Annotated in this window: 25 protein-coding genes, 1 tRNA gene and 1 pseudogene; 18 read left to right on the top strand and 9 right to left on the bottom strand. The window is 60.4% G+C overall.

Translation table 11 applies throughout. From position 1 onward, the window contains the following. Positions 1-116 precede the first annotated feature (116 nt). The 3 genes from KUV86_RS06575 to KUV86_RS06565 are packed head-to-tail and all read left to right on the top strand — an operon-like array spanning position 117 to position 1,921. Positions 117-890, top strand: a complete 774-nt coding sequence (locus KUV86_RS06575) for a cytochrome c oxidase assembly protein (protein ID WP_071211138.1) — start codon at positions 117-119, stop codon at positions 888-890. Beyond that, on the top strand, positions 868-1,332 hold the full coding sequence (locus tag KUV86_RS06570; RefSeq protein WP_035470183.1) for a copper chaperone PCu(A)C: 465 nt from the start codon (positions 868-870) through the stop codon (positions 1,330-1,332). Before KUV86_RS06575 ends, KUV86_RS06570 begins: the two co-directional genes overlap by 23 nt. A 25-nt stretch (positions 1,333-1,357) precedes the next feature. Continuing rightward, positions 1,358-1,921 (top strand): SCO family protein, encoded by a 564-nt coding sequence (locus tag KUV86_RS06565; protein ID WP_231498569.1) that lies wholly within the window; start codon positions 1,358-1,360, stop codon positions 1,919-1,921. A 173-nt stretch (positions 1,922-2,094) separates the two neighbouring features. On the opposite strand, the gene KUV86_RS06560 is transcribed toward KUV86_RS06565, so the two are convergent. After that, positions 2,095-2,682 (bottom strand): hypothetical protein, encoded by a 588-nt coding sequence (locus tag KUV86_RS06560; protein WP_231498570.1) that lies wholly within the window; start codon positions 2,680-2,682, stop codon positions 2,095-2,097. Between KUV86_RS06560 and KUV86_RS06555 the strand changes: the two are divergent. After that, positions 2,669-2,929 (top strand): annotated as a pseudogene (locus tag KUV86_RS06555) (MerR family DNA-binding protein); the annotation flags it as partial. The gene KUV86_RS06560 and the pseudogene KUV86_RS06555 sit on opposite strands and share 14 nt — an antisense overlap. A gap of 499 nt (positions 2,930-3,428) precedes the next feature. Next, a complete protein-coding gene (locus KUV86_RS06550) occupies positions 3,429-5,246 on the top strand; it encodes a hypothetical protein (RefSeq protein WP_146164642.1) in 1,818 nt (605 codons plus the stop codon). A gap of 122 nt (positions 5,247-5,368) precedes the next feature. Here the strand turns inward: KUV86_RS06550 and KUV86_RS06545 are convergent, their stop codons facing one another. Then, complete coding sequence (locus KUV86_RS06545; RefSeq protein WP_231498571.1) at positions 5,369-5,686, bottom strand: helix-turn-helix domain-containing protein; 318 nt, start codon at positions 5,684-5,686, stop codon at positions 5,369-5,371. A gap of 66 nt (positions 5,687-5,752) precedes the next feature. Then, positions 5,753-6,448: an inovirus-type Gp2 protein gene (locus KUV86_RS06540; RefSeq protein WP_035470195.1), complete on the bottom strand. Its 696-nt coding sequence runs from the start codon at positions 6,446-6,448 to the stop codon at positions 5,753-5,755. 766 nt (positions 6,449-7,214) lie between these two features. On the opposite strand from KUV86_RS06540, the gene KUV86_RS06535 reads away from it, so the two are divergent. From KUV86_RS06535 to KUV86_RS06515, 5 genes are all read left to right on the top strand, one after another. Beyond that, positions 7,215-7,547: a hypothetical protein gene (locus KUV86_RS06535; protein ID WP_035470198.1), complete on the top strand. Its 333-nt coding sequence runs from the start codon at positions 7,215-7,217 to the stop codon at positions 7,545-7,547. A 138-nt stretch (positions 7,548-7,685) separates the two neighbouring features. Continuing rightward, complete coding sequence (locus KUV86_RS06530) at positions 7,686-8,654, top strand: DUF932 domain-containing protein (protein WP_035470200.1); 969 nt, start codon at positions 7,686-7,688, stop codon at positions 8,652-8,654. Between the two features lie 96 nt (positions 8,655-8,750). Beyond that, complete coding sequence (locus tag KUV86_RS06525; RefSeq protein WP_035470203.1) at positions 8,751-8,936, top strand: hypothetical protein; 186 nt, start codon at positions 8,751-8,753, stop codon at positions 8,934-8,936. A gap of 11 nt (positions 8,937-8,947) precedes the next feature. Then, the gene (locus KUV86_RS06520) at positions 8,948-9,685 is read left to right on the top strand and encodes an ERF family protein (RefSeq protein WP_035470206.1); all 738 of its coding nucleotides are present in this window, start codon (positions 8,948-8,950) and stop codon (positions 9,683-9,685) included. A 60-nt stretch (positions 9,686-9,745) separates the two neighbouring features. Then, positions 9,746-10,357 (top strand): lambda exonuclease family protein, encoded by a 612-nt coding sequence (locus KUV86_RS06515; RefSeq protein WP_035470208.1) that lies wholly within the window; start codon positions 9,746-9,748, stop codon positions 10,355-10,357. A 213-nt stretch (positions 10,358-10,570) separates the two neighbouring features. Here KUV86_RS06515 and KUV86_RS06510 read toward each other — a convergent pair whose 3' ends face one another. The 3 genes from KUV86_RS06510 to KUV86_RS06500 all read right to left on the bottom strand — a co-directional run bounded on the left by KUV86_RS06510 (position 10,571) and on the right by KUV86_RS06500 (position 13,276). Further along, positions 10,571-10,756 carry a helix-turn-helix transcriptional regulator gene (locus KUV86_RS06510; RefSeq protein WP_035414227.1) on the bottom strand — a complete coding sequence of 62 codons (186 nt, stop codon included), beginning with the start codon at positions 10,754-10,756 and terminating at the stop codon, positions 10,571-10,573. 61 nt (positions 10,757-10,817) lie between these two features. After that, positions 10,818-12,038, bottom strand: coding sequence for a tyrosine-type recombinase/integrase (locus KUV86_RS06505; protein WP_035414229.1), 1,221 nt, complete (start codon positions 12,036-12,038; stop codon positions 10,818-10,820). A gap of 374 nt (positions 12,039-12,412) precedes the next feature. Next, positions 12,413-13,276, bottom strand: a complete 864-nt coding sequence (locus KUV86_RS06500; protein WP_222484156.1) for a YicC/YloC family endoribonuclease — start codon at positions 13,274-13,276, stop codon at positions 12,413-12,415. A gap of 240 nt (positions 13,277-13,516) precedes the next feature. Between KUV86_RS06500 and rph the strand changes: the two genes are divergently transcribed. Beyond that, positions 13,517-14,254 (top strand): ribonuclease PH, encoded by a 738-nt coding sequence (rph, locus tag KUV86_RS06495; RefSeq protein ID WP_206941954.1) that lies wholly within the window; start codon positions 13,517-13,519, stop codon positions 14,252-14,254. Positions 14,255-14,372: 118 nt separating this feature from the next. On the opposite strand, the gene KUV86_RS06490 is transcribed toward rph, so the two are convergent. Next, positions 14,373-15,140: an exodeoxyribonuclease III gene (locus KUV86_RS06490; protein ID WP_206941952.1), complete on the bottom strand. Its 768-nt coding sequence runs from the start codon at positions 15,138-15,140 to the stop codon at positions 14,373-14,375. A 109-nt stretch (positions 15,141-15,249) separates the two neighbouring features. On the opposite strand from KUV86_RS06490, the gene pyrE reads away from it, so the two are divergent. From pyrE to rep, 3 genes are all read left to right on the top strand, one after another. After that, on the top strand, positions 15,250-15,948 hold the full coding sequence (gene pyrE / locus KUV86_RS06485; RefSeq protein ID WP_222484154.1) for an orotate phosphoribosyltransferase: 699 nt from the start codon (positions 15,250-15,252) through the stop codon (positions 15,946-15,948). Between the two features lie 95 nt (positions 15,949-16,043). Continuing rightward, a complete protein-coding gene (trmL, locus tag KUV86_RS06480; RefSeq protein WP_222484152.1) occupies positions 16,044-16,580 on the top strand; it encodes a tRNA (uridine(34)/cytosine(34)/5-carboxymethylaminomethyluridine(34)-2'-O)-methyltransferase TrmL in 537 nt (178 codons plus the stop codon). Continuing rightward, positions 16,577-18,643, top strand: coding sequence for a DNA helicase Rep (rep, locus tag KUV86_RS06475; RefSeq protein WP_222484151.1), 2,067 nt, complete (start codon positions 16,577-16,579; stop codon positions 18,641-18,643). Before trmL ends, rep begins: the two co-directional genes overlap by 4 nt. Before the next feature lie 162 nt (positions 18,644-18,805). Here the strand turns inward: rep and KUV86_RS06470 are convergent, their stop codons facing one another. Beyond that, positions 18,806-19,681, bottom strand: a complete 876-nt coding sequence (locus KUV86_RS06470; RefSeq protein WP_315900967.1) for a c-type cytochrome — start codon at positions 19,679-19,681, stop codon at positions 18,806-18,808. 243 nt (positions 19,682-19,924) lie between these two features. Between KUV86_RS06470 and KUV86_RS06465 the strand changes: the two genes are divergently transcribed. Beyond that, a tRNA-Arg gene (locus KUV86_RS06465) sits at positions 19,925-20,001 on the top strand. 209 nt (positions 20,002-20,210) lie between these two features. Here KUV86_RS06465 and KUV86_RS06460 read toward each other — a convergent pair. Beyond that, complete coding sequence (locus tag KUV86_RS06460; RefSeq protein ID WP_222484150.1) at positions 20,211-22,193, bottom strand: nitrate- and nitrite sensing domain-containing protein; 1,983 nt, start codon at positions 22,191-22,193, stop codon at positions 20,211-20,213. A 436-nt stretch (positions 22,194-22,629) separates the two neighbouring features. Here KUV86_RS06460 and KUV86_RS06455 point away from each other — a divergent pair, with 436 nt between their 5' ends. From KUV86_RS06455 to KUV86_RS06445, 3 genes are read left to right on the top strand one after another with little or no spacing between them, the layout of a single operon-like run. Further along, positions 22,630-23,607: a DctP family TRAP transporter solute-binding subunit gene (locus KUV86_RS06455; protein WP_206941943.1), complete on the top strand. Its 978-nt coding sequence runs from the start codon at positions 22,630-22,632 to the stop codon at positions 23,605-23,607. 5 nt (positions 23,608-23,612) lie between these two features. Continuing rightward, on the top strand, positions 23,613-24,101 hold the full coding sequence (locus KUV86_RS06450) for a TRAP transporter small permease (RefSeq protein WP_222484149.1): 489 nt from the start codon (positions 23,613-23,615) through the stop codon (positions 24,099-24,101). Next, positions 24,098-25,381, top strand: coding sequence for a TRAP transporter large permease (locus tag KUV86_RS06445; protein ID WP_206941939.1), 1,284 nt, complete (start codon positions 24,098-24,100; stop codon positions 25,379-25,381). Before KUV86_RS06450 ends, KUV86_RS06445 begins: the two co-directional genes overlap by 4 nt. Position 25,382: the final 1 nt, after the last annotated feature.

Genomic DNA, 25,382 nt, shown 5'->3' with positions numbered 1-25,382 from the left:
ACCATTGGCGTGCCGATTCTGGGGAGGGAAGGGCTATCGAGCTCGACGTCGCTCTGGGCTACCTGCTGCCGTGGGAGTTCTCACTGACCTGGTCGGCGAGCTGCCTGCTGGCCATCGTGCTCTACCTGCGAGGCCTGCGGCAGCGCAGACGGCGCGGCGAGGCCACCGGCGCGGGCCGAATCCTGGCCTACCTGCTGGGTGTCGCCACCATCTATGGCGTCACCCAGACTCATTACGACTACCTCGCCCAGTACATGTTCTTTACCCATCGGGCCCAGCACCTGGTGCTGCATCACGCCGGCCCCCTCCTGATCGCCCTGGCCGCCCCCTTGCCGGTACTGGCAGACGGCTTGCCGACTCGAATCAGACCCTTCCCCGGGTGGAGCCTGGCCGCGCGCCTGCTGCGTCCTGTTTATCGGACTCTGCAGCATCCACTGATCGCCCCCCTACTGTTCGTCGGGCTGATCTATTTCTGGCTGATTCCCGAGATCCACTTCGACGCCATGCTCAGCGCTGATCTCTATCAGGTGATGAACTGGAGCATGGCGCTGGATGGGTTGCTGTTCTGGTGGCTGATCCTGGATCGCCGCTCGCCGCAACAAGGCGGTCTCGGCTATGGCAAGCGTGTCGCCATCCTGTTGGCGGTGATCCCCCCGCAAATTCTCCTGGGCGCCTATATCACCTTCAGTCGCGACGTGATCTTCGATGTCTACGAGGTTTGCGGTCGCGCCTGGCCGCTGGATCCTCTGACTGACCAACTCCTCGGCGGCCTGCTGACCTGGATTCCCGCCTCGATGATGAGTGCCATTGGGGTTCTGATCATTCTCAGCTTTCTGTTCCGTGACGCCCGCAAGGAGGATGCCGCTGATGTCTCTCACGCCACACGCTAGTCTGCCGCGCCTGGCGAAACGCTGGTGCTGGGCCTTCCTGCTGCTGATCGCGACGCCCGGCACGGTGGCTGCTGCCGAACTGCAGGTCAGCGAGGCGCGTCTTCGGCTTCTGCCCGGGGACCTGCCCGCGGCAGGCTATTTCACCCTCACGAATACCAGTGAGAAGGGCGTCACCCTGACAGGAGCGGATAGCCCCGCTTTCGGCAATGTCACCATGCATCGCACTGTCAATCAGGATGGCATCACCAGTATGCAACCCGTCGCCCAATTAGAACTGGCAGCGGGGGAGCAGATCGAGTTCGCACCGGGGGGCTATCATCTCATGCTCATGAAACGGACTCGCCCCCTCGTTGTTAGTGACGACATCGAGGTGAACCTTCATTTCGCCGGCGAGCAGCGACAGCGTGTCACCTTCCGCGCCGTGGCGCCGACAGCACAGTAGGGGGAGCAGGATGCACCGATGGATCATGGCACTATTCGTGACCCTATGGCTTGCGGGCTGCAGCGAGCCGCCTTGGCAGACCAAGGATATCTCGGGGCTCATGCCTCCCCTGGCGTTCGAGCTTGTCGACGAGAACGGCAAAGACGTCAACGCCGATCAGTTCCTCGGCAAGAGCACACTGCTGTTCTTCGGCTTCACTCACTGCCCCGATGTCTGTCCCACCACCCTCGCGCGCCTCGACGCCGCCACCCAACGCATGGGTGAGGCGGCGCGCGACGACATTCAGGTGCTCTTCGTCTCGGTCGACCCTCGTCGCGATGACGCCGAGACGTTGCGAGAGTACACGGATGCCTTCGGCCCCCAGTTCATCGGCCTCACGGGGGATAAAGCGGCCCTCGATGAACTGACACGCCGCTATCGGGTGACCTACGGGTATGGCGAAGAGGACAGCGAAGGCAACTATGATGTGTCGCACTCCAGCGCTGTTTTCGCCTTCAATGATCAGGGAGAGGCGCGCCTGCTGATCCGCGACAGCGATCCTATGGAGGCCGTGGTTGCCGACCTCGAAAGGCTTGCCAGCGGTGCCTGAGTAGTCACTGTCCATCGCCCCTATCTTCCGTAGAGGATCGGTACGGTTCAGGGGGCTGCCGAGGGGGGCTTGGCTAGGAGTACGGTGCAAGGTTCGTCGTTGCGCCTTGAGGCAGCCGAACACGACGTTCGATCACATTTTACTCCTGGAAATTGGATGGGGAGCTGCAAGGGCTATGTGTGAGAGGGCTCCGGGATCAACTTGCCTGGCACCCATCTCAGGTACACCACCATGCCGAACAGCTCGACCAGCGACTGGAAGACGATGACCACCACGGCGGCTTGCCAGGCATCGGGCAGCGTCAGGGCGATGGGTAGCACCACGAAGGAGTTGCGTGTGCCGAAGCTGAAGGTCAGAGTCCTGGCTGATGGCGCGGAGAGCCGGAAGAGCCTGCCGAGGGTCTTGCCCAGGATGGCGGCAAAGGCCAGGTAGGCGACGAAGATCGGCAGCACTTGCAGCAAGACCCCGCCGAGGCCGGCCACGGTCGTCACCTGGGAGGCCGCGATGACAAAGACCACCAGTGCCAGCAGGGGTACGGGCAGTAGGCCCAGGCCATGAACCCACCGTCTGGCATTGAGGTGACGCTCGGCCAGCCGCTCGGTCACCCAGGCCAGGGCCAAGGGGGTGAGAATCAATCCCGCGAAGGCGCTGAGGAGGTGGGTGCTGATCGCTGCCTGGAACCACTCCGCGCCCAGAAAGAGCCAGAGATAGACCGGTAAAGCCAGCAACTGCACGAGCAACAGCGCCGACGTGGCGCGCATGAAATTCGTGAAAGCGGTGCAGCGGCTGGGATTCAGCCTGGACGAGATCGGGCAGCTACTGGCTCTGGAGGATGGTGCTCATTGCAGCGAGGCGGCGGAACTAGCGTCACAGCGACTTGACGACGTGCGCGCCAGGCTGGCTGATCTGACCCGCATCGAGGCGGCCTTATCCCGGCTGGTCGATGAATGCCATGTGCATCAAAGAAAGGTGTCGTGCCCGTTGATCGCTGCCCTGCATGACTGGTAGGTCATGACGGGGCTCGTCAATGTGGTGCTGCCAGCTTCTGGCATTCCATGCAGCCATCTGTTGAAACTGACAGTCTCGAAGAACTCCGACATGCGGTGCAGCGAAGACCTTGACAGCTGTTGGCGGCCAGCCGGTCGTCCATGATGGAGTTGATACGGCTGTTGGGTGGAAATTTCATGCGTGGCCGCCGTGGTCAGTGGGCTGTGGGTAGAGACGGCGACGTTATCGCGCCATGCCGCTCTGTGCGGCGTTTATGCCGCTACCTGATGATTTCGTATCTCACGGTATAAAAGCGGCCCGGGGCCGCTGTGCGCCATTTGTAAGGCAGGGGGTGGTGATCGAGACGACAAGTCGCCTCTACTGTCTCGGCCATGTAGCCGCCTGGCTTAAGAAGCCTGAGGTATCACAGCTAACGAGGGGGATCGGGAAGAGCGGATGTCAGAGGTCCGTGTGATAGGCTTTGCGAGATATTCGATGGCGAAAAGGCACGAGGTAGGGAATGACGGATCATGGTCAGGATAACCACGAGTCTCATCCAGTGGGACACGAGGTAGCCAATACCAAGCACCGGCGGCAGAGGTTTGGCCTGAGTGAGCATTGGCGTGAGCAAGCTCGGAAGGTGGCTTCTGGTGAGCTTGATGATGCCGCAGAGACTTCGCCTACGCCCGATACAGGACCCTCTTCCTCATTTCCCAATGCATCACACGATGATGAGCCACCGGCCACTTTAAAGTCCCTCTTTAGTGACCCCGATCTCCAAGCTGCGCTCAATGCTCCTTGGCCTTCCTGGCCGGCAGCGCCTGATTTGAGCAGTGAATCTGGTGCTGGGGGCATGGGGTTATTTGGAGCGCGCCAAGCGCCAAAGCAATCTCGTCACGATAGACAAGTAGCCGATGTCATGTCCATGCTTCAAGGACAGTTTTATCTCACTACTAATGAGTCGAGAAGCCCACTGCTGACTGATAAGTTTACGGGCGAGACTTTGCCACATTTCGACCCAAAGATCCTTGAGAGGCTGAAGGGAGAGTATTGGAGAACCTCCATAGGAAGGCAGCAGGATGTCTCCTATGGTGTCATCAGGTCTGCCATCAGCAATTTTGTTTATGGTGCTATCCCCGAGGCTGTTCTACCGGTTTACGGTCGTGCAGGCGTTGACTTGAACAGTGGTCGACGTGCGCTGATCTTGGGGAATCAATGCTTGATTTTTTCACCGGGCTTATCGAGCTATGAGATACGGACTGGGATTCCCCATGTCATGCCTCGAGAAAGCTTGCCGGTGTGTGTTCCTGATAACGTTGGGAATGTGCTTCCTCAATCGATATCTACTTTATTCGATGTCACTTCGCTGCCGAAAGATAGTGACCTGTTGGTGATTGCCTGGATGGTCATGGCCTGGCGCTCAGATAGTGCGCCCGTGTTGCTTGAGTTGTTAGGTGAGCCTACTCCTGAGCTGATCGATTCACAGAAGATGCTGAAGACGGTCATAGACCCGGCGAGTAGTCTGTTTGAGATCGAGGTTCCCAAGTCGATAAAGCAAGTGGATATTCGGGCGCAGTGCCATTACCTGATGAGTTTCCATCGAGTGGATTCGCTGTCCAAAACACAGCAGAAAGGCTTGCTTTCGATCATGCAGGGAAAGGCAATGGAGTGGCGCACGAAAACGAAGCGTTCTGGGGTAGATCTTTCCGTCCGTTGTGCGGTCATGCTGAATAGCAGCGAGAGTGTAGTGACCTATGCACCGCTATCCGACGCTACCTTGAGCATAGAGCTGGATGATGCAGGAGGGGGCAAATCTCAAAATGCTGTGGAGGATCGCAGCATGGCGGAGAGAACCATCATTCATGGCCTTCTCCAAATATTTGGCTATGTTAACCAGTTCTGGAGCCATGTTGAAAATGATCGACAATGCGACCGCTATGGTGGTTTGCGAGACCTATGCCGGATAGGTGTACTGGTGGCTGATGCTTTGGGTCGAGATACTGCCGAATTCTGGCAACAACTTGATGCCAACCAGCAAAGTCGTCGCGATTATGAGCTGGAGGAAAATCCTGTCGCGATGGCCGTGAAGCGTCTCATCGATGCGTCGGAAGATGGACGGATAGAGGCCACGGTCAAGGATTGGCTTGTGCTGCTCGATGGGTATCGCCCTGAGCCTGATCCTTCAGGTTCCTGGCCTGTCACGTCCCGAGGGTTGGCGGCCAAGTTCAAGCAGAGCAGGGCCTTGCTTGCGACGTTCGGGGTTCAGCTTGTCCCTCTCGAGAAACGTGGCCCCTATGGGCGCTGGCGTGCCTCATGCGATGCCTCTCGCCAGAAGTAGCGATGGGCTGCCTAGAGCGTGCAAACTGGTATTGGGTTAGACATTGTGACTTATAAATCTAAAAAAACATGAAAATCGACATCCTGCGGCGCTCATGTTGTACGATAATCCATCGCAATGTCTCAATCTCCATCGCTTTGGTGGGTCTCTACCCACTGTCTGAGCAGGGCATGGCCAACCCCCGAGGGCAGTCGTCGCCCCTGCTCCCACTCCTGCAAGGTTCGCACGCTGACTCCCAGATCGGCCGCCAGCGCTGTCTGGCTCATGCCACGAATCCGGCGTAGGGCCATGACGTCACGTAGCAGTCGACGGGTCGGTTCCTTGCGTTCCATCCTGGCGAGGCGACGATCTCCCCAGGGATCGTGGGATGACGATTCTTCTTGGCTGCCACGGGTGTTGTGAGGGAACGAGAGGGAGGGAAACATCGAAGTCGGAAACATTGCAGGCACCATGTTGAGAGAGGTAGGACGGGTCCGCCTAGGACGGACCCATACCATGTCACTCAATCACCAAAGACGACTGCCATCGAAGACATGCGCCCTCTGGCCGAACGGTTTACTGAAGGCCTTGCACAGATAGCTGGCCATGAATACCGCCTCATTCATGGCTATCCAGTCATCCCGATGCAGGGCGCAGGACCAGGGCTCTTTTGTGACCGGGTCTTTGCAGACATGGATCAGCTGATGGAAGCGTGGATCGTCATGATCGAACCCCATTGCCTTCAACCAGGAACGCATCATGCGGTGGTAGAGGTTGTTGAATGAGTAGACCCCGAACCAATCTGGACCGAACGCCCCCAGGCTGTCGTAGGCGTTCCTGTTGAGCATGATCATCAGGTGGTAGTGCGGCTTGTCGCTGTTGACCTGCTCGCGTGCCCACAGGTAGTGCAGCTGGGTCGGGTACTTGGTTTGCCTCCGCTTGAGCTCGTAGCGGAAGAAGTAGAAGAACCGTGCCAGCACGGCGTTGGTCTCATGCATCGGCAGACGCGGCATCTCATCCGGGAAGTGGAGATCCACGCGAAAGATGAAGGTGGAATGGTTGATCCGTGTCACGGCGTCAAGGGTCTGCAAGGACCGTTCCAGGTAGTTCACGACCAGTGGGCCATCTGTCCAATGCTGGACGTCAAAGCCTCGATAGATGTCTTCGTAGTGAAGGCGCAGCTTGTCGTTAAGCGGATGGCAGAGGGGGTGATGTTGAAACATGAGGAGATACCTCGCTGTGGGAATGGTGAAAGATTCCGCAGCGATGGTCTTGTCGATCGATAGGAGGATAATAGGAAGCGGTATGTACTGACCTTGATGTGATGCTGTCGCTCACTTGAACTTCATCATCAGGCGTTTTCCAGTCGCCTGTGAGGTCAATCCCTAGAAGGTCATGTTGGGTGATGGTTTCATTGGGAGTGGTCTGTATGGGACCACTCCTCGGATGATCCTTCATGATCCTGGATGGGCTTTCACAAGTGAGCCCATCATGACCTAGTGACCTATCCCTGTAGACCCTGTTAGGAGTCTAGTGAATCTCCCTATAATACTTACCCGTCAGTGACGCATGTCGGAACCCCAGGGAAACGCTATCCCTGGACATGCCAATCGCCCCAGTTTTCTGGCGAATGAGGTGTCACTAACTTTCTCGGGAAATTCCGTTATCGATCCGTACAAGACACCGCGACGCGATGACGTCACGGTTTCGCTGCATCCCATCTCACAGCGCTGTAAAATATTACGTCGTCCTGGCTTGTCATCCTGGGAAACATCGGACGGATGTTCTGAAACATGCTCAGGAAGCCGACGGAGGCCGGAAAACCCGGCTTTTTCCCGTAGCTGACGTATACCTCGATGATGTTGCGGGTGTGTCGCCCAGGATCTTGCCCGTTGTCGATTCAATCGAATTTCAAACCTGTACTACCTCCTTGAAGCCCCAGACGGGTGGCTTCGTTCTCATGTCTTTTTCGATGGAAGAGGTAATGTCATGTCCATGTCTTGTCCCAGCTGTGGCGCGTTGCGGGTCGTGTCGCGCCATCGCGGGCGGAAGGTAGGAGGCTCCACGGGGGCGGTGGCCGGTACCGCCAGTGGGGCGGCCGGCGCCTGGAGTGGCGCCGAGGCCGGAGCCCTGGTGGGCGCAGTAGGCGGTCCGGTCGGGATCGCTGTCGGCAGTATCGCCGGAGCCGTCTTTGGTGGATTGGTCGGTGGCACGGCAGGCGGTGTCGCTGGGGCACGGCTGGGTAGTCAGCTGGATGATCAGGTGCTCGACAATCTCGAGTGCCGTGCCTGCGGCCACACCTTTCGTCCCCATATCGATTGACCCCTAAAGATCCGTCTCACGAGTCCATCGCTGCTCAGCGATGATCCCGCGACTCCCTTTATCAACATGCTCACGGTCGGCCTGCTTCCTTGGGGAGCGGGCTGTTATGCAGTGCTCGACTCTCAAGGAGCTTTCCCCATGGCACACCTGATCGAACAAATGGCCTACGTTGGCGATACCCCCTGGCATGGCCTGGGCCAGCAGCTGTCTCGTCATCAGCCGCTGGAAGTCTGGCGACAGCAGGCCGGCATGGACTGGCACATCGAGGAATCCCTGGTGCGCTTCATTGCCGACGGCGCTGGCCACCTGGGCAGCATCCATTCCTTCCCCGAGCAGAAAGTGCTCTACCGCTCCGATACCAAGGATCCACTGTCGGTGGTCTCCCAGCGTTACAAGGTGGTGCAACCGGAGGAGGTGTTGGAGTTCTACCGTGATCTCACGGAATACGCGGGATACGAATTGGAGACGGCCGGGGTGCTCAAGGGTGGCCGCAAGTTCTGGGCCCTGGCGCGCAGCGGCCTGGGCGGGGCATTGAAGGGCCAGGATCAGGTCAACGACTACCTGCTGCTGGCCACTTCCTGCGACGGCTCGTTGGCCACCGTCGCCACCCCGACGTCCGTGCGGGTGGTCTGCAACAACACCCTGACCATCGCGGTGGATGGCACCTCCCAGGGCGTGAAAGTGCCACATAGCACCGAGTTTCGCCCTCAGCTGGTCAAGCAGCAGCTGGGGATCTCCGTGTCCCAGTGGGACGACTTCATGTACCGCTTGAAGACCCTGGCTGAGCGCAAGGTCAGCCAGGAGGAAGCGAGAACCTACTTCCAGTCGGTGGTCTGCAACGCCGAGGCGCCGATGGACGATCCGTCCAAGCTGCCCAACGTTCGCGCCCTCAATCGCGTCCAGAAGCTCTATCAGGGTGAGGGGCGCGGCTCTCAGCTGTGCACGGCGCAAGGCACCGCCTGGGGCTTACTCAATGCGGTCACCGAGTACGTGGATCACGAGAAGCGCGCCCGCAGCAACGACTACCGCATGGACTCCGCCTGGTTCGGCCAGGGCGCCGGCCTCAAGGACAAGGCGCTGGAGTCTGCCCTTGCGCTGGTGGGCTGATCATCACTCAGCAAAACATCCACCCAGCCTTTCCCTCATCGCGGCAGAGCGCCCGGCCCCTTCAAAGGCCGGGCGCTACTGTTTCAGGAGATACCAATGCAATCGCCCATGACGTTCGAGATATGCCGGGCCCTGACCCAGCTGACCCGTCAGCTGCTGGAGGCCGGCGAACAGGCAACCGAAACCCACGTTCTGGCCAAGGGGCAGGTCTATCGCGTGGCCGTGTCCCTGGAGCCGGTCCCGATCGAGCAGCTCCCTGACGTCATCCAACGCTATCGATAACGGAGGCCATCATGGCAACCCCTATTCATCCCAAGACCGCCAACCAGGCACCGGTCGCACAGGCCACCCAGGACAGCACCGCGATCATCCAGGTGATCGAGCGGGCCGCACTCAATCCCGAGGTCGACATCGACAAGATGGAGCGTCTGCTCCAGATGCAGGAGCGTGTGCTCGACCGCCAGGCGCTGATGGCCTACAGCGCCGCGATGGCGGCCATGCAGACCGAACTGCCGAGCATCGCCGAGCGTGGCAAGACCAACAACGGTCACTACGCCACCTTGGAGGACATCGTCGATACCGTGCGCCCGATCATGAAAAAGTACGGCTTCGCGGTGAGCTTCCGCATTCAGACCCAGGAACGCGGCATCCAGGTCACCGGCGTGCTGATGCACCAGGACGGCCATCGGGAAGAGACCAGCATGCTGTTGCCGGCCGATACCAGCGGCAGCAAGAACGCCGTTCAGGCCTTCGGCTCCTCTACCAGCTACGGCAAGCGCTACGTGCTCTGCGCACTGCTCAACATCACCACCCGCGGCCAGGACGACAACGGTCAGGCCGCCGCCCCGGTCAAACTCGTCACCCCTTTCCAGGCCGGGCAGATCCGGCAGCTGATCGCCGCCTGTCCTCCTGCGACCCAGGAGTGGTTCGTCGGCAAGTACGGCGACGCTGAGCAGGTGCCGCGCGGCGACTTCGACAGATTGCGTGCCTCCCTGCAGAAGCGGGCGCAGCCCAACCATCAACATCACTGATCGGGCGGCGAAGGGACCTCCCCTCGCGGCCTATGCCGTGTCATCGAGAAGGAGAACGTCATGCAGATACTGGCGCTGGACCAGGGCACGCCCGAGTGGCATGCCGCCCGTCTGGGTATCGTCACCATGTCCGAGCTGAAGACTCTGCTGGTCAAGGGCAAGGGACCGGGCGGCTTCGGTGCCGGGGCCCTCAGCTACATGCATCAACTGATCGGAGAGCGCATCACCGGCGAGCCGTCCGATGCCTTTCAGGGCAATGCCCACACCCAGCGCGGCCATGAGCTGGAGCCCGTGGCCCGGGAGCTCTATCACGAGGCCACCGGTCTGCCCCGCCTGGCGCAGGTCGGCATCATCCTCAACCACGGTGTGGGCTATTCGCCGGACTGCCTGGTGGATACCAATGGCTTGGTGGAGATCAAGACCAAGCTGCCCAAGTACCAGATCGAGCTGCTGCTGGCCGACGAGCTACCTCAAGAGCACGTCGCTCAGTGCCAGGGCGGCCTGTGGGTCAGCGAGCGGGAATGGATCGACTTCGTTAGCTACTGGCCGGGGATGCCGCTGTTCGTGAAGCGGGCCTACCGGGACGAGGTGATGATTCGCACCATCGCCGAGCGGGTCGAGGCCTTCTACGAGGAGCTTGATCGTCGCATGGCCATGGTCATGGCGGCCTGATGCCTGATGAAAACCTGGTGGATTTACACGCCTAGTGGTTGGCAGTGAGGAGGTGGTGTCCTTCGCTGAGAGGGGATGCCTTTGAAAAAATAACATGATAATGCCGACACAGCTTCCTGCTTAGGAAGCTGTGTCGGCTGGTGGAGCGGTATTTTTTTAGTCGGCGGGAATGTTGCGGCTAGGTGGAATGACGAGCGTGTTTTTTTACCCTATTTATGCAAGGTCTCTTTCGGCTATTTTTTCTAGGATCCAGTCCTGAATTTCTTCCTCTACCCAGGCGACATTTCTTTCTCCCAAGGATACTGGTTTTGGGAATCTTTCTTCGGAAATGTATTTGTAAATGGTGGAGCGTGCAAGACCTGTAAGGCTGGTGACATCTTTAAGCTTGATTAGTCTCATGGCGCTTTCTCCAGAATTGGCTCATGAGATGTTGTTGGTGTGTAGAAATTTACGTTGTGAGTTAGGGAAGATTTATTGCAGGGCCAAGAAGATTTGCGACCTTGATAATCGCTTCTTTTCGCTCGTCGAAGTAGTCGTAACGGTCGTAGATGCCTTCGACGCCCTTGAGCTTGTGATTCAAGCAACGCTCCGCGACATGCCCCGGTACACCAACGGCAGCGAGCAAGCTGCGGCAGGTGCGGCGTAGATCATGCACAGTAAACTCGGTGATATCGCCCATCCGGTTCTCTGGTTGCGGCTTCTTGCCAGGCTCCTTGCCAAATAGCTTGGCAATGGCACGATTCAGCGTGTCTTTGCCCATGTGGGCCCGCTTACTGCTGCGGCGATTAGGAAAGACATAGTCCGAGCCGCAGGCACGGATCTTGAGCTCTTCCAGCCAGCCGATGGTTTGCGGTGGGAGGGGAATGACGATCCCGGCGCCTGTCTTACTGCGCTCACCGCTCAGGTTCCACCGGCCGTTCTTAAGGTCGAATTCTGACCACTGGGCTTCGGTAAGTTCGGTCTTACGTACCCCCAGGACGAGCAGTAGCGCGCAGGCGAGGTAGTTGTCGCGGCTGAAGCTGTCGCTATTGTCTCTGAAGGCTTGGAAAACGTTGCGAATCTCATCGAGGCTCAAAACCCTATCGCGGCTTTTCTCAATACCGCCTGCGTCGTTGACGTTGAAAGCGGATGCTGGGTTGTAAGTTAAAATTCCCAGTTTTATGGCGTGGTTGAACATCTGTTTAAGATACATCAGTGTGTCATTAGCTATTGTCGGCCTACCGCTATTTGTTACTCTTCTAATTATTTCACGGATATCAATTGGGGTGACAGCATCCAGCGATCTACCCCCGATGAGGGGCGCCACTTCTTTTTTGTATATCCGCTTTGGGATAGCTGGGTGCTTGAGTCTTCTCTCTAGCTCTGGGTACCAGTCAGCAAACAGGTCCTCCACTGTCCTGATCAAGGCTTGGCTATCGCGTTTGCGTTCCTCGATGGGGTCAAGGCCTTCGCGTATAGACTTCTGGTTTTCAACCGCTTTCGTCCGAGCCTCGGCGAGAGAGAGGTGGGCATGTTTGCCCAGCGTCATCTCACGCCGCTTGCCAAACAGCGTGTATCGCAACATCCAGTAAGGAGTTCCTTTCCTCGGTATCATCAGGTATAGGCCGTTGCCGTCGCTGTAGCGCCCTGCTTTACCCTCCTTGACAAGCGACTGGCTCTTCTTGGCGGTAAGGCTTCCCATTATTTCCTCTCGTCCCCCGCGGAAAATAAAACAAACGACCGTTTGATAACTACTCGGGCTAGGCTTGGGCTAGATAGTCGGCTTAATGTCATATGAGCTCGTCACTGGCGCCTAGTGGGCCTTTTTCCAACGGCATTTAGAGTGCCAGCGGGCACCCCCCCACTTGCTCCCGGTCATGCACTCGGATCGACATAGCTGGGGAGTATCTGTAAGGGTATGTGTCGGAGGGAGGAGAGGCAATACTTTTTCTCCCCGTTTTACTCCCCTATATGATCTGGATTTCCGGGGAGGTTGGTGGAACTTGGTGGACTTCTTGCACCTTTTTTCCATTTAAAAACATTGGTTTAATGGTTTTTGATGGCCTTTGGTGGATTCTACTCGATGTTCTGAATTTGCTCGCGCATCTGCTCGATCAACACCTTCAATTCCACCGCGCAGCGGGTGGTGTCGGCGACTACGGACTTGGATGACAAGGTGTTGGCTTCGCGGTTCAGTTCCTGCATCAGGAAGTCCAGGCGGCGGCCGATGGGGCCTTTCTGGCGGAGCTGGCGGCCTACCTCGGTGACGTGGGTGTCGAGCCGGTCCAGCTCTTCGGCGACGTCGGCCTTCTGTGCCATCAGCACCACTTCGGCTTCCAGTCGCTGGGGGTCCAGCTCGACCTGCAGGCTGGCGAGCTTGTCTTCCAGCTGAGTGCGCTGACGTTCGAGTATGTCGGGCATTTTTTCCCGGACTTCCGCCACCAGGTCGTGGATTGCGCTCAGCCGCTCCTCGATCAGGGTCTTGAGCTGCTCGCCTTCACGGGCGCGACCTTCCACCAAGTCATTCAGCGCCTGCTGGAACATCTGCTGGGCGGCGGACTTGACCGCCTCGATATCCAGGCCGCTGCTTTCCAGCACCCCCGGATGGCCGAGCATGGCCAGTGCATCAGGCATATGCACTTCAGGAATGACGGCACGCACTTCGCCCAGCGCGGATGACAGTGCTCCCAGGCGTTCGCGGTTGACGCTCAGACTCGCCCCTGACTCGCTTGCCTCGAAGCGCAGCGTGCATTCGATCTTGCCTCGGGCCAGGCGCTTGCGCAGGGCGTCGCGAAAGCCGGGTTCCAGGTCTCGCAGGGCTTCCGGCAGGCGAAAGTGCGGTTCCAGGTAGCGCTGGTTCACGCTGCGCAACTCGAGCTGCAGGCTACCCCAGTCGGCTTCCAGGTCCTGGCGCGAGAAGGCGGTCATGCTGTGAACCATGGTGATCTCCTGATTGGGCGGCTGCGGCAGTGGTGGCAACGGGGACGGACACCAGGACAGGGTGCGGCTCATGCCTTTGGCTGATGGCGGTTGTCTGGTGGTTCTCGGCAGTGTACCCGATTCGTCGGCCAAGGCGTGTAGAATGGTCGGCCCTGTTTTCATTCCATGATCGGTGTCGTCGCCCCGGTCAGGTCGCGTTGTCTACCTGGCCTAGGCGTGATGTCGACCAAGAGAGGTGCCATGTCCTCCGACATTCGTCGTCCCAGCGGACGCGCTTTTGATCAGACCCGCGAGATTCGCCTGACCCGTGACTATACCCGCCATGCCGAGGGCTCGGTATTGGTGGAATTTGGCGATACCAAGGTGCTGTGCAACGCCAGCGTCGAGGCCGGTGTGCCCCGTTGGCTGCGAGGCAAGAAGCAGGGCTGGGTGACGGCCGAATACGGCATGCTGCCCCGGGCCACCCACTCACGCAGCGGACGCGAGGCGTCACGCGGCAAGCAGGGCGGTCGCACCCTGGAAATCCAGCGCCTGATCGGACGCTCGTTGCGCGCCTCGGTCAATCTCAAGAAGCTTGGCGAGTTCACCATTACCGTGGACTGCGACGTGATCCAGGCCGATGGCGGCACCCGCACCGCTTCCATCACCGGTGGCTGTGTGGCACTGATCGACGCGGTGCGCTACCTGCAGCGTGAAAAGCTGATCAAGACCGATCCCTTCGAGCAGCTGGTAAGCTCGGTGTCGGTGGGGCTCTACCGCGGTCAGCCGGTGGTGGATCTCGACTACCCGGAAGACTCCAGTGCCGATACCGACATGAACGTGGTACTGAGCGAAGCAGGTGAGCTGATCGAAGTACAGGGCACGGCCGAGTCAGGCACTTTCTCCCGCGCTCAGCTCAACGCCATGCTCGACCTGGCCGAGAAAGCCGGTCATGAGCTGTTCGAGCATCAGCGCGAGGCACTGGGCAACCGGAGCTGAGTGCCGACCATCCAGCGGTGGCGCCACCCAAACGATGACGCCGGCCCCCCATCTTCACAGGGGGCCGGCGTTTTCGTGCCAGGCCCCGGACCAGGGCCTGACGGCGACGTAGGGAGGCTTACAGCTGCAGGTCGTACTCGACGATCAACGGTGCGAATTCAGAGAAGGTCGCATCGTAGTCGATCCAGGCATCGGTGATATGCCGGCGGAAGTTCGGCCCGACGATCTGGTAGTCCAGGCGCCAGCCCTCCTGGCGGGAGCGCGGCTGATCCTGATCCAGCGCCGGCCACCAGGTGTATTCATCACCATCGCGGTTGATCTCGCGGAAGGTATCGATGAAGCCGGTGGGGCCGAACACCTGGTCCATCCAGGCGCGCTCTTCGGCCTTGAAGCCTGGCGTCGTCTGGTTGTCGGACCAGTTGGCCAGATCGATGGTCTTGTGGGCGATGTGCCAGGTGCCGCAGATGATGTACTCGCGACGTTTGCGAGCCATCTTGGACAGATACTCCTGGTACTGCGCCATGAATGCCTGCTTGGCGGCGGGGTCGCTGCCATCAGGCATCAGGAAGCTGGCGATCGAGAAGCGATCGTAGTCGGCCTGCAAGAAGCGGCCTTCGTGGTCGCACTGGGGAAAGCCCAGGCCGTACATGATGGCCTTGGGGATTTTGCGGCAGTAAAGGCCGACCCCTGCAAAACCGTCCTGCTCGGCGTCGAGGAAGTAGCCCTCGTAGCCCTCAGGGTAAAGAATGCTGTCGTCCAGCTCGAAGCTTTTGGCCTTGATGTTCTGGACGCAGACAACGTCGGCGTCCTGGTTGGCAAGCCAGTCGAGAAAGCCTCGACCGACGGCCTCGCGGATGCCGTTCACATTGATAGTGGCGATTTTCATACGTGGTCCCTTTTGCGTCGCGCGTGTATGATACCCGACGTTTCGACGTTTGGGTAAATGGCCGTTCGAGAAAAACGTGATAAGGCCAGGCAATTGGACAGGAGGCCTCGTGGCTGACAAGGCACCACAACAGCCAGGCGCGGCGCGCCTTCACCCCTACCAGCGGGAATTCATCGAATTCGCCATCGGCGAGGGCGTACTCAGCTTTGGCGAGTTCACCCTGAAGTCCGGGCGGGTGAGCCCGTACTTCTTCAATGCCGGCCTGTTCAAGACCGGGCGTGCTCTGGCCAGTCTCGGCCGCTTCTATGCCAAGGCCATCGAGCACAGCGGTATCGACGCCGACGTCCTGTTTGGCCCCGCTTACAAAGGCATCTCCCTGGCTGCCACCACGGCAGTGGCATTGGCCGATCATCATGACCGCGACATGCCCTTTGCGTTCAATCGCAAGGAGGCCAAGGATCATGGTGAGGGCGGTAACATCGTGGGGGCCGCGCTGTCTGGCCGCATCATGATCATCGATGATGTGATCACCGCGGGTACCGCGATTCGCGAGGTAATGGGCCTGATCGACGACGCCGGTGCTCAGGCGGCGGGCGTGGTGGTCGCGCTGGATCGTCAGGAGCGCGCCAGCGACGACACCGACAAAAGCGCTATTCAGCAGGTCAAGGCCGAGTTTGGCATCCCGGTGGTCAGCATCGTGGGGCTCGACCAGGTATTGGCCTACCTCGAAGAAACCGGGGGCGATACCCTCCAGGTTCACGCCGACGCCATTCGCGCCTATCGCGAACGCTATGGGGTCAGCGCCTGACGCTTGTTCGCATCCCTGCGCCGAGGCCTGTGTCCACCGAGGGCCTCGGTGATCTCCCTGCCTCACATCGTCCTCCGCCATCCTGGTGATGTCTCATGCTCGACGTGGTGCTGTATCAACCCGAAATTCCGCCGAATACCGGCAATCTGATTCGGCTGTGCGCCAATACCGGATTTCGTCTGCACCTTATTGAGCCGCTAGGTTTCACCCTAGACGATAAGCGGCTCAAGCGCGCGGGCCTGGACTACCATGAATGGGCTAGGGTCAGGGTGCACGCCGACTGGGATGCCTTCGTCGGTGAGGTGGCGCCAGAGCGCATCTTTGCCGTCTCCACCCGTGGACGTCGCGGCTACCACGAGCCCGACTATCGCGCTGGTGACGCCCTGGTATTCGGCCCCGAGACCCGTGGCCTGCCACAGGCCATGCTCGATGCGCTGCCCGCGTCTCAGCGCCTGCGCATCCCGATGCTCGAGGATAGTCGTAGTCTGAACCTGTCCAATGCCTGTGCGGTGCTGGTGTTTGAAGCCTGGCGACAGCTCGACTTTGCCGGTGCGCTGCAGCTGGACCCGGTAGCCGAAGCGCCGCAGGCGGTCAATGCAGGTGCCCATGGCGGCGCCCAGGAAGACGCATGAACGCTCCCGTGAAGACCATCCGTGAACGTATCCGGGGCCTCAACCCGCGTCAGCGTGAGGCCGTCCACTACATCGATGGGCCTTGTCTGGTCTTGGCCGGCGCCGGTTCCGGTAAAACCAGCGTGATCACCACCAAGATCGCTTACCTGATCCAGGAATGCGGCATGAGCGCCCGCCGTATTGCCGCGGTGACCTTTACCAACAAGGCAGCCCGGGAAATGAAGGAGCGGGTCAGCTCGATGCTGCAGGGCCGCGAGGGCCACGGCCTGACCGTCTCCACCTTTCATACCCTTGGCCTCAATATCATCCGCGGTGAGCTCAAGGCGCTGGGCTACAAGCCGGGCTTTTCGCTGTTCGACCCGGAAGATGCCAAGGCGCTGCTGCGCGACCTGATGAACAAGGATGCCCAGGTCGACGCCGACCAGATCAACCAGGTCCAGGCAGTGATCTCCAACTGGAAGAATGACCTGGTGCTGCCGGGGCAGGCGCTGTCCCATGCCGCCACGGAAGACGAACAGTACGCGGCGCGGGTCTATGAGGCCTATGTGCGTCACCTCAAGGCGTACAACGCGGTGGACTTCGATGACCTGATCCTGCTGCCGGTGGTGCTGCTGCGTGACGATCCTGAGGCGCTGGCGCGCTGGCGGCGCAAGATTCACTACATGCTGGTAGATGAATATCAGGACACCAACGTCAGCCAGTACATGCTGGTGCGCATGCTGATGTCCGAGCGCCAGACCTTTACCGTGGTTGGCGATGATGACCAGTCCATCTATGCCTGGCGCGGCGCCAGGCCGGAAAACCTGGTTACTCTGGGGGAGGATTTTCCGCGGCTTAACGTCATCAAGCTGGAGCAGAACTATCGCTCCACCGGCATCATCCTGCGCGCCGCCAACACGCTGATCGCCAACAACCCCCACGTCTACGACAAGACCCTGTGGTCGGACATGGGCCAGGGCGATCCCATTCGAGTGGTGGTAACCCGCCATGAAGAGGCGGAGACGGAGCGCGTGGCCAGCGAGATCCTGACCCGGCGAATCAAGGAGCGCGCCGAATGGCGGGACTTCGCCGTGCTTTACCGCGGTAATTTCCAGGCGCGCCTGCTGGAGTTGAAGCTGCAGCACTACCAGATTCCGTACAAGCTGTCCGGCGGCACCTCGTTTTTCTCCCGTGGCGAGATCAAGGACGCCATGGCCTACCTGCGGCTGCTGATCAATCCAGCAGACGACAATGCGTTCTTGCGAATCGTCAACGTGCCGCGCCGCGAGATCGGCCCGACGACACTTGAGAAGCTCGCCAACTACGCCACCGAGCGGGGCGTATCGCTGTTTGCCGCCTGCCATGAGCTGGGGCTTGCCGAACAGTTGCCGGCCCGCGCGGTGGAGCGCCTGACACGCTTTACCCACTTCATCGACGGCGTACGTCGACGGATGGACCAGGGTGACGCCATCGCGGCCATTCGCGAGATGATGCGCGAGATGGACTACGAGGCCTGGCTCTATCAGAACGCCAGTGCTCCCACCATTGCCGAGCGGCGCATGGCCAACGTGTGGATCCTGATCGACCAGCTGGAAAAGTCGATGCAGTCGGACCCTGAGGAAAACACCGCCAGCATCGAAACCGAGACGGACGACGTGGAGTCAGCCATTTCGCGCCTGGTGCTGCGCGATATCCTCGAACAGCAGGCCGAAGAGGATGACTCGGACAGGGTGCAGCTGTTGACCATGCACGCGTCAAAAGGCCTCGAGTTTCCCCACGTCTACCTGATGGGGTTGGAGGAGGAGCTGCTGCCCCACCGAAACTCCATCGAAGCCGGCACGGTGGAAGAAGAGCGCCGCCTCGCGTATGTGGGCATCACCCGCGCCCGACGTACCCTGACCATGACCCTGGCCCGCCAGCGCAAGGCCTACGGTGAGCTGATGGACTGTGTGCCCAGTCGCTTCCTGGATGAACTGCCGCCGGATGACCTGGAGTGGGAAGGGCGCGCCGATCGGGAGGATCCGGATCGAAAGCAGGAGCGCGGCAAGAGCGCGATTGCGGGGCTTCGCTCGCTACTGGATTAACGTTATCCACACCCTTTTTTGCAGCAGGCGGTGTGGATAAAGGGTTGCGGTGAAATGATGGGGGTGAAGGGTAGCGCCAACGACGGCGGGGCGCCCTTGGGCGCCCCGCCGCATCTCGTGATGAGATAGCCAGTCATGAGCTGGCCAGTGATGAGTCAGCCCTTACTGAACCATGTAGTGAACCGCGGCCTTGATCTCATCGTCGGACAGGCTCGGATTGCCTCCCTTGGGCGGCATGGCATTGAAGCCGTTGATGGCGTGGTCGTACAGGGTCTCGAAGCCCTGGGCCAGACGCGGCTCCCAGGCGGCAGCATCACCGCGCACCGGGGCGCCAGCGATACCCGCCTCATGGCAGGCCATGCAGATACCACCATAGACCGCAGCGCCGTCAATGGCGGCAACAGCGGGATCCATCTCCACTGCAGCGCCGTCAGCTGCCGCTTCGTCGTTTGCTGTCTGGTCGTCCGCTGCCTGGTCTTGCACTGCAGGATCGCTGGCGGCGGTGTCATCGGCAGCCGTGTCCTCAGCCGCCGTCTCTTCTGACGCGGCAGCGTCTGCCGAGGCATCTTCGGTGGCAGCTGCGTCGGCTGCCGGCACGTCCATCACCGGTTCCACCAGGTAGGCCACCGCTGCATGGACTTCCTCGTCGGAAAGGTTGGGGTTGCCGCCGCGGGCAGGCATGGCATTGAAGCCATTCAGCGCATGATCCAACAGCGTGTCGAAGCCTTTGGTGGTGCGCTCGGCCCAGGCGGCTTCGTCGCCGCGCTTGGGCGCGCCGGCGACGCCGGTATCATGGCAGGCCATGCAGATGCTGCCATAGACGGCTTCGCCGTCGGCGCCACCCGATGCACCGCCGCCGTCGCCCCCTGCTGCCGCCATGGCCGCGCTGCCGCAGTCCTGGCCCTCGAGGCAGAGCGATCCCACCGGTGCCAGGCGCTCGGCCATGGCGTCCCGTGCGGCGTCGTCCTGCGCCATTGCCTGGCTTGTGGCCAGGCCCAGGGTGATCAGGCACCCCAAGATCAGCTTGCTGGATTTCACTCTCACCACCTCTAGTGACGGTCTACTGAATCACAGTTTTTGTATCGGTGGCGCCGAGCTCTTGATACCCCCTCGCCGGGCGTCACGCTGTGCCGGCAGTATAGCGACAACGCCGAAAGCGGGAAAATGCCCCACCCTGGCGCAAAGGCGCGCGATAGCCCGTAGCGTGCGCCATCGGGTGGACACTGAGTGGCGCCCGATGTAGGATATGGCTCGCCGTGTGGCAGCTGTCCACGGCATCGCGCGCCCTTAGCTCAGCTGGATAGAGCGTTGCCCTCCGGAGGCAAAGGTCAAAGGTTCGAATCCTTTAGGGCGCGCCATAGAATTCAAAGGCTTACGACACGTTCGTAAGCCTTTTTTCGTTTCGGGAGAAGGGGCGTTTCAGGCTTGCTGGCGGTCCTTCTGAGCTGTGCAGAGCAAGGCTTTCATACGCGTCCCATCTGCTTGAAACAGCGGGTTTTCTGATCGAAAGAGCACGTTTTGCTCGATGTTTGTCCCGGCCGAGAGTCAGCGCTTTCGATGATCCAGGTCATGTTTGTAGTGACGAAGACGACGCATCTGCCAGCGGGGAGGCGTGGTCCGTCCTCGGATGGGTGGCCGAGTCGTCTACCTTGAAGCGCCCCACCAGTGCGGCCATCTCTCGGGCGCGTTGATCCAGTGCCTGGCCTGCCGCCGCCACCCTTACCACCAGGTTGGCGTTTTGCTGGGTCACGTCTTCCAGCTGTGCCAGTGCCTGGTTGACCTGCTCAATGCCCAGAGACTGCTCGCTAGCGGCGATAGAGATCTCGGAGACCAGCGTCGCCGTGCGTTGGGCATGCTCCGAAATGGTGTCCAGGGCCTCGCTGGTAGACACCACCAGCTGCTCCCCCCGATCGACTCGCTGCGTGTTCGTGTTGATCAACTGGCGGATGAGGGTGGCCTCTTCGGCACAACGACTGGCGAGCTTTCTGACCTCCGAGGCCACCACGGAAAATCCTCGTCCTTGATCACCGGCACGTGCCGCTTCGACAGAGGCGTTAAGGGCAAGGATATTGGTCTGGAAGGCAATATCGTCTATCGCTTCCACGATCTTGGTGACCTCCTTGTTGGCGTCACGTATGTCTGCCATGGCCTCACGGGTCTGGGCGGCATTGTGGCTGACGTTACTGGCTCTACTGGCCACCTCTCGGGTCATTGCCTGGGCCTGCTGAGCGGAGTCCGAGGTCTGTTTCACGGTCGCCGTGATCTGTTCCATGCTGGAAGCGGTCTCGACCAGTGAGGCGGCCTGCTGTTCCGTTCTGCTGGCCAGGTCCTGATTGTCCCGGGCAATTTCGCCACTCACCGCCTCGACGGCACTGGAACCGCGCTTCAGGTTGATCACCAGGCTCGCCATGTTGCTCAAGGCGCCGTTGAAGGCCCGATACAGTGTCGACAGTTCATCGGCGCCAGCCACCTCCAGGCGCCTGGTCAGGTCATCTTTCTGTTTGCTGATCTCCGCCACCGCGGTCGACAGTGGCCGCACCACGCTGCGTGCCGTGATGAGCGAGAAGGTCAGGGTGATGATCACCACCGCCAGCATGACAAGCCCCTGGTAGATCAGTTGCTCGAGGGCTTGTTGCTGAAGGTGTTCGGTCGTCTCGTAGAGCGTCTGCTCGGTATTCATGGCAACGTCTTTCAAGCCATCGATAAAGGCTGTCTGGGCGTCGAACCAGGTGTGGGGATCGATACCGAAGCCACCACTTGTCGACTTGTCGAAGACCACCTCGCGCATGGTGGCGAGCTCTGTGCCCAGAGGACTGTCGAGTAACTCCTGCAGCGCGAGCTGGCTGTTCTGGGGCGACAGCTCAAGGAAGTTCTTCCTGTGGACGTCGGATTTCACGATCAGCGCGAGGAGCTTTCTGAACATGCTGGTCGACAGGGAGTCGGCGCTGAAGGCAGCGGCCAGCACCGCACGCTCGATCCCGGCAAGCTCCTTGATGTTCAGCAGATCGTAGTAGGCGGTCAATTGCCGCGAGACGTCTCCCTGATCAATGCCGAAGGTCTCCTTGGCGACGATGTCGATCAGCGCCTCGTTGATCGCGCTGTAAGCATCCGTGACGTCCTCGGCACTTGCCGCGAGGTTGTCGGCGCGCTGGCGCAGCTGGTCCGTCTCCTGGAGCAGGCCCAGTGCATGCTTGACCTGCGCCTCAACCCTGGCGTCGTGCTGAGAAAAGTCGATCGCAGCGACATGGTCGTTAAAGGCTTCCGCTTCGGCGCTGGTTGCCTGCCGCTGTCCAGGCAGCTCCGTGCGGTAGTTGACGCCATGGCTGCTGACAAACGCAGCGGTCATGCCCCGCTCACGCTGAAGCTGATGCACCAGGTTGCCCGCATATCTGCTGAGAGTGGCCATCTCCTGCAGATCCTCCATCTCGGCAACGACTGCCATGCGGTCGATGACCGTCGTGATGGTGATCCATGTGATGGCCAACAAGGGGATAGACAGCACGAGGAGGAATTTACCTCCCATGCTCAGGCGATTGAGAAGTGGTGTCATGGGTACGGGCTCGCGATGAAAGAGTGCTATCGCCTGCCGCAAGGAGGAAGGGGCGAGTGCTCACTTCCCCCATGACGGCTGCGAGTAGCGGTGATGCGAGGGTTATCGACCTGTGATGAAGCAAGGTTGAGGAGCTTGTGCCATTGCCGCTGGGGGGGATGATCTGAGTCACCGGAACGGGCTTTTTACACCGAAGAGGTAGTGCGTTTTCTTCACCGGTAGCGTTAGTCGTCGCCGTGTCGCAGCGCGTTGTCCTGGCCGTGGAGCAGCGGGTGGCCGACATGCAGTGACGGTCTTGAATAAGCCATGCTTATTCAAAGAATAAAATCTCGAAAATTGTCTTATACATCCCCCTGTCCGACTCTCTTGTGATGCCGGTAGGCCTGCGTCCTGCTGGTCCCGTTTCCCACAATCACAACATCACTCGGGCAGACTCATGAACTCAAGAACACTTGGTGTGCTGGCGCTTGGCGCCTTTGCCGGACTGTCTTCTTCCGCTCACGCTCTCGATATCAAGCTGGGCCACGTGCTGGCACCCACCCATAGCTGGCATATCGCCGCGGAAGGCTTCGCCGACGACGTGCGCGAGGCGACCGAAGGGCGCGTCAATTTCCAGGTCTTTCCCAGTGGCCAGCTCGGCAACGAGAAGACCATGGTGGAAGGCATGCAGATTGGCAGCGTTCCGGCGGGAGTCATCGGGTGCGGCTCCTTCCAGCCGCTCGATGCACGCTTTGGCATCGTCGAGCTGCCCTATTCCTGGGCGGACCGCGAAGACGCCTATGCCGCCTACGACGGTGACCTGGGTAGCGCGCTGGAAGAGATCGCCGCGGGTTACAACATGAAGATTCTGTCCTGGTGGGAAAACGGTTTCCGCCACGTCACCAACAACCGCGCCCCGGTGGAAACGCCCGAGGACCTGGCCGGCCTCAAGATTCGGGTGACGCCGGACAAGATGCGCCTGGACACCTTTACCGCCCTTGGCGCGAGCCCCGCTCCCCTGTCCTTTGGTGAGCTCTACTCGGCACTCCAGCAAGGCGTGTTCGACGCTCAGGAGAATCCGCTGTCCATCATCCACTCCTCGTCGTTCTTCGAGGTGCAGGACTATGTCTCGTTGACCGGACATGTCTGGGCGCCCGCCTGCCTGACCGTTGCCAATACGGTATGGCAGCGACTGTCCGAGGAGGATCAGACGGTCGTCCAGACGCTGGCGAACCAGTGGCGGGATGAGCAGCGTCGCATGACCCAGGAAGATGACTCGCGCCTGGTGGCCGAGCTCGAAGCAGAAGGCATGAGCGTCAACCAGGTCGATACCGCGCCCTTCAATGCGGCGGTACAGGGTGTCTGGTCAGACTACGAAGACGTGTTCGGCAGCGAGCTGATGGGTCTGGTCAAGCGCTATCGTGAAGGTCAGTGAGCCCCATGGGACTCGCGACTCTCGCTCGTTTCGTCTCGCGCCTGAGCCTGGCGCTTGCCGGTATCGGTGCCGCCATGCTGGCGGCACTGGTGGCCTACTCGGTGTTCATGCGCTGGGTGGTAGGGGCTCCGCCACACTGGGCAGAAGAGCTGCCCCAGCTGGTACTGGTCTGGACGGCTCTGCTGGCCGGAATCGCCTGCACCCACAAGCGCAGCCATCTGAATGCCGGTCTGCTGCCGCTGTTGGTCACTGCCCCTTCACTACGCCGCGTGATCACGCGCATGACCGACCTTTTGCTGTTGGTCATGCTGCTGATACTGGCCAAGGCCGGGTGGGACCTGGCCTGGTTGACCATGTCCCAGACCACCACCGCGCTGCAGCTGCCGGCCGGGCTGGTCTACCTGTCGGTCCCGGTCTGCTGTGGGGCGATGGCGTTGATGCAGTGTGGCCACTTGCTGGCCCCCGCGCCGGTGACTGAGGAGCGTGCATCATGACCCTGGGAGCCCTGACCCTGGTGGGCGTTTTCGCCCTGGCCATCCTGATCGACATTCCGATTGCCTTCGGCCTGATCCTGGCGGTGCTGTCGTACCTGCTGATGTTCGGTGCCGCGCCAATGATGGTATCGGCCCAGCAGTTCGTGGCCGGCATGGAAAGCTTCACCCTGCTCGCCATTCCGCTGTTCGTGCTGGCCGCCCAGCTGATGAACCATGCAGGTCTGACCCAGCGCCTGGTGCGCCTGTGCATGGCTCTGGTGGGCGATATCAAGGGCGGACTGGCGGTAGTGGCGGTGCTGGCGTGCATGATGTTCGGTGCGCTGTCTGGCTCCGGCGTGGCTGACGTCATTGCCATCGGCAGCATGCTGCTGCCGGCGATGCAGCGCAGCGGCTATCACCGTGGCTTCAGTAGTGCCCTGGTCGGTACTGCCAGCTCCATCGGTACGGTCATACCGCCCAGCATCGTCATGATTGTCTACGGTACGACCTCCAACACCTCCGTCGGCAAACTGTTCATGGGCGGTGTGATCCCCGGGCTGCTGCTGACCCTGGCCCTGGTAGGCGTGGCCATCTACGTCTCTCGGCGCAACGGCTGGAGCGGCGGCACCCGGCCCGAGCCAGGCGAGCGTCGCCGGGCATTCATTGCCGCCTTGCCGGCCCTGCTGGTACCTGTGCTGATTATCGGAGGCATTCGGTTTGGCGTCTTCACGCCTACCGAGGCGGCTGCCTCGGCCATCGTCTACGCGCTGATCGTCGGCACCCTGATCTACCGCAGCCTGAGTCTCAAGGACATCGTCGACAGTGTCATCGCCACCGCCGAGACCTCCGGGGCGATCCTGATCATCATCGGGGCGGCCGGCATGTTTGCCTGGGGTTTGACCTACGAGCAGGTGCCCCAGGCCATCGCCGCGCTGATTGGTGACATCACCGACAGCCGCTACGGCGTATTGCTGCTGCTGACCGCCGTGTTGCTGGTGCTCGGCTCCTTCATGGAGAGCATCGCGATCATCATCATTGTCACCCCTATCGTGATGCCGCTGCTCGGTCAGTATGGCATTGACCCGGTCCACTTCGGGGTGCTGCTGACGGTGAATCTGGCGATTGGTGCGAATACTCCGCCGCTGGGTGTCGACCTGATGGCAGCCTGCCGTATTGCCGGTATCAGCGTCATGGAGTCGCTGCGCTATCTGGGACTGATGCTGGGGGCCATGGTGGCGGTGCTGCTGCTGATCACCTTCGTGCCGGACATCGTCCTGTTCCTGCCCAACTTGATGGAGTGAC

This window comes from Halomonas sp. DP8Y7-3 (assembly GCF_019801675.1).
Lineage (GTDB): Bacteria > Pseudomonadota > Gammaproteobacteria > Pseudomonadales > Halomonadaceae > Halomonas > Halomonas litopenaei_A.
This window is presented reverse-complemented; position numbering and strand designations above follow the sequence as displayed.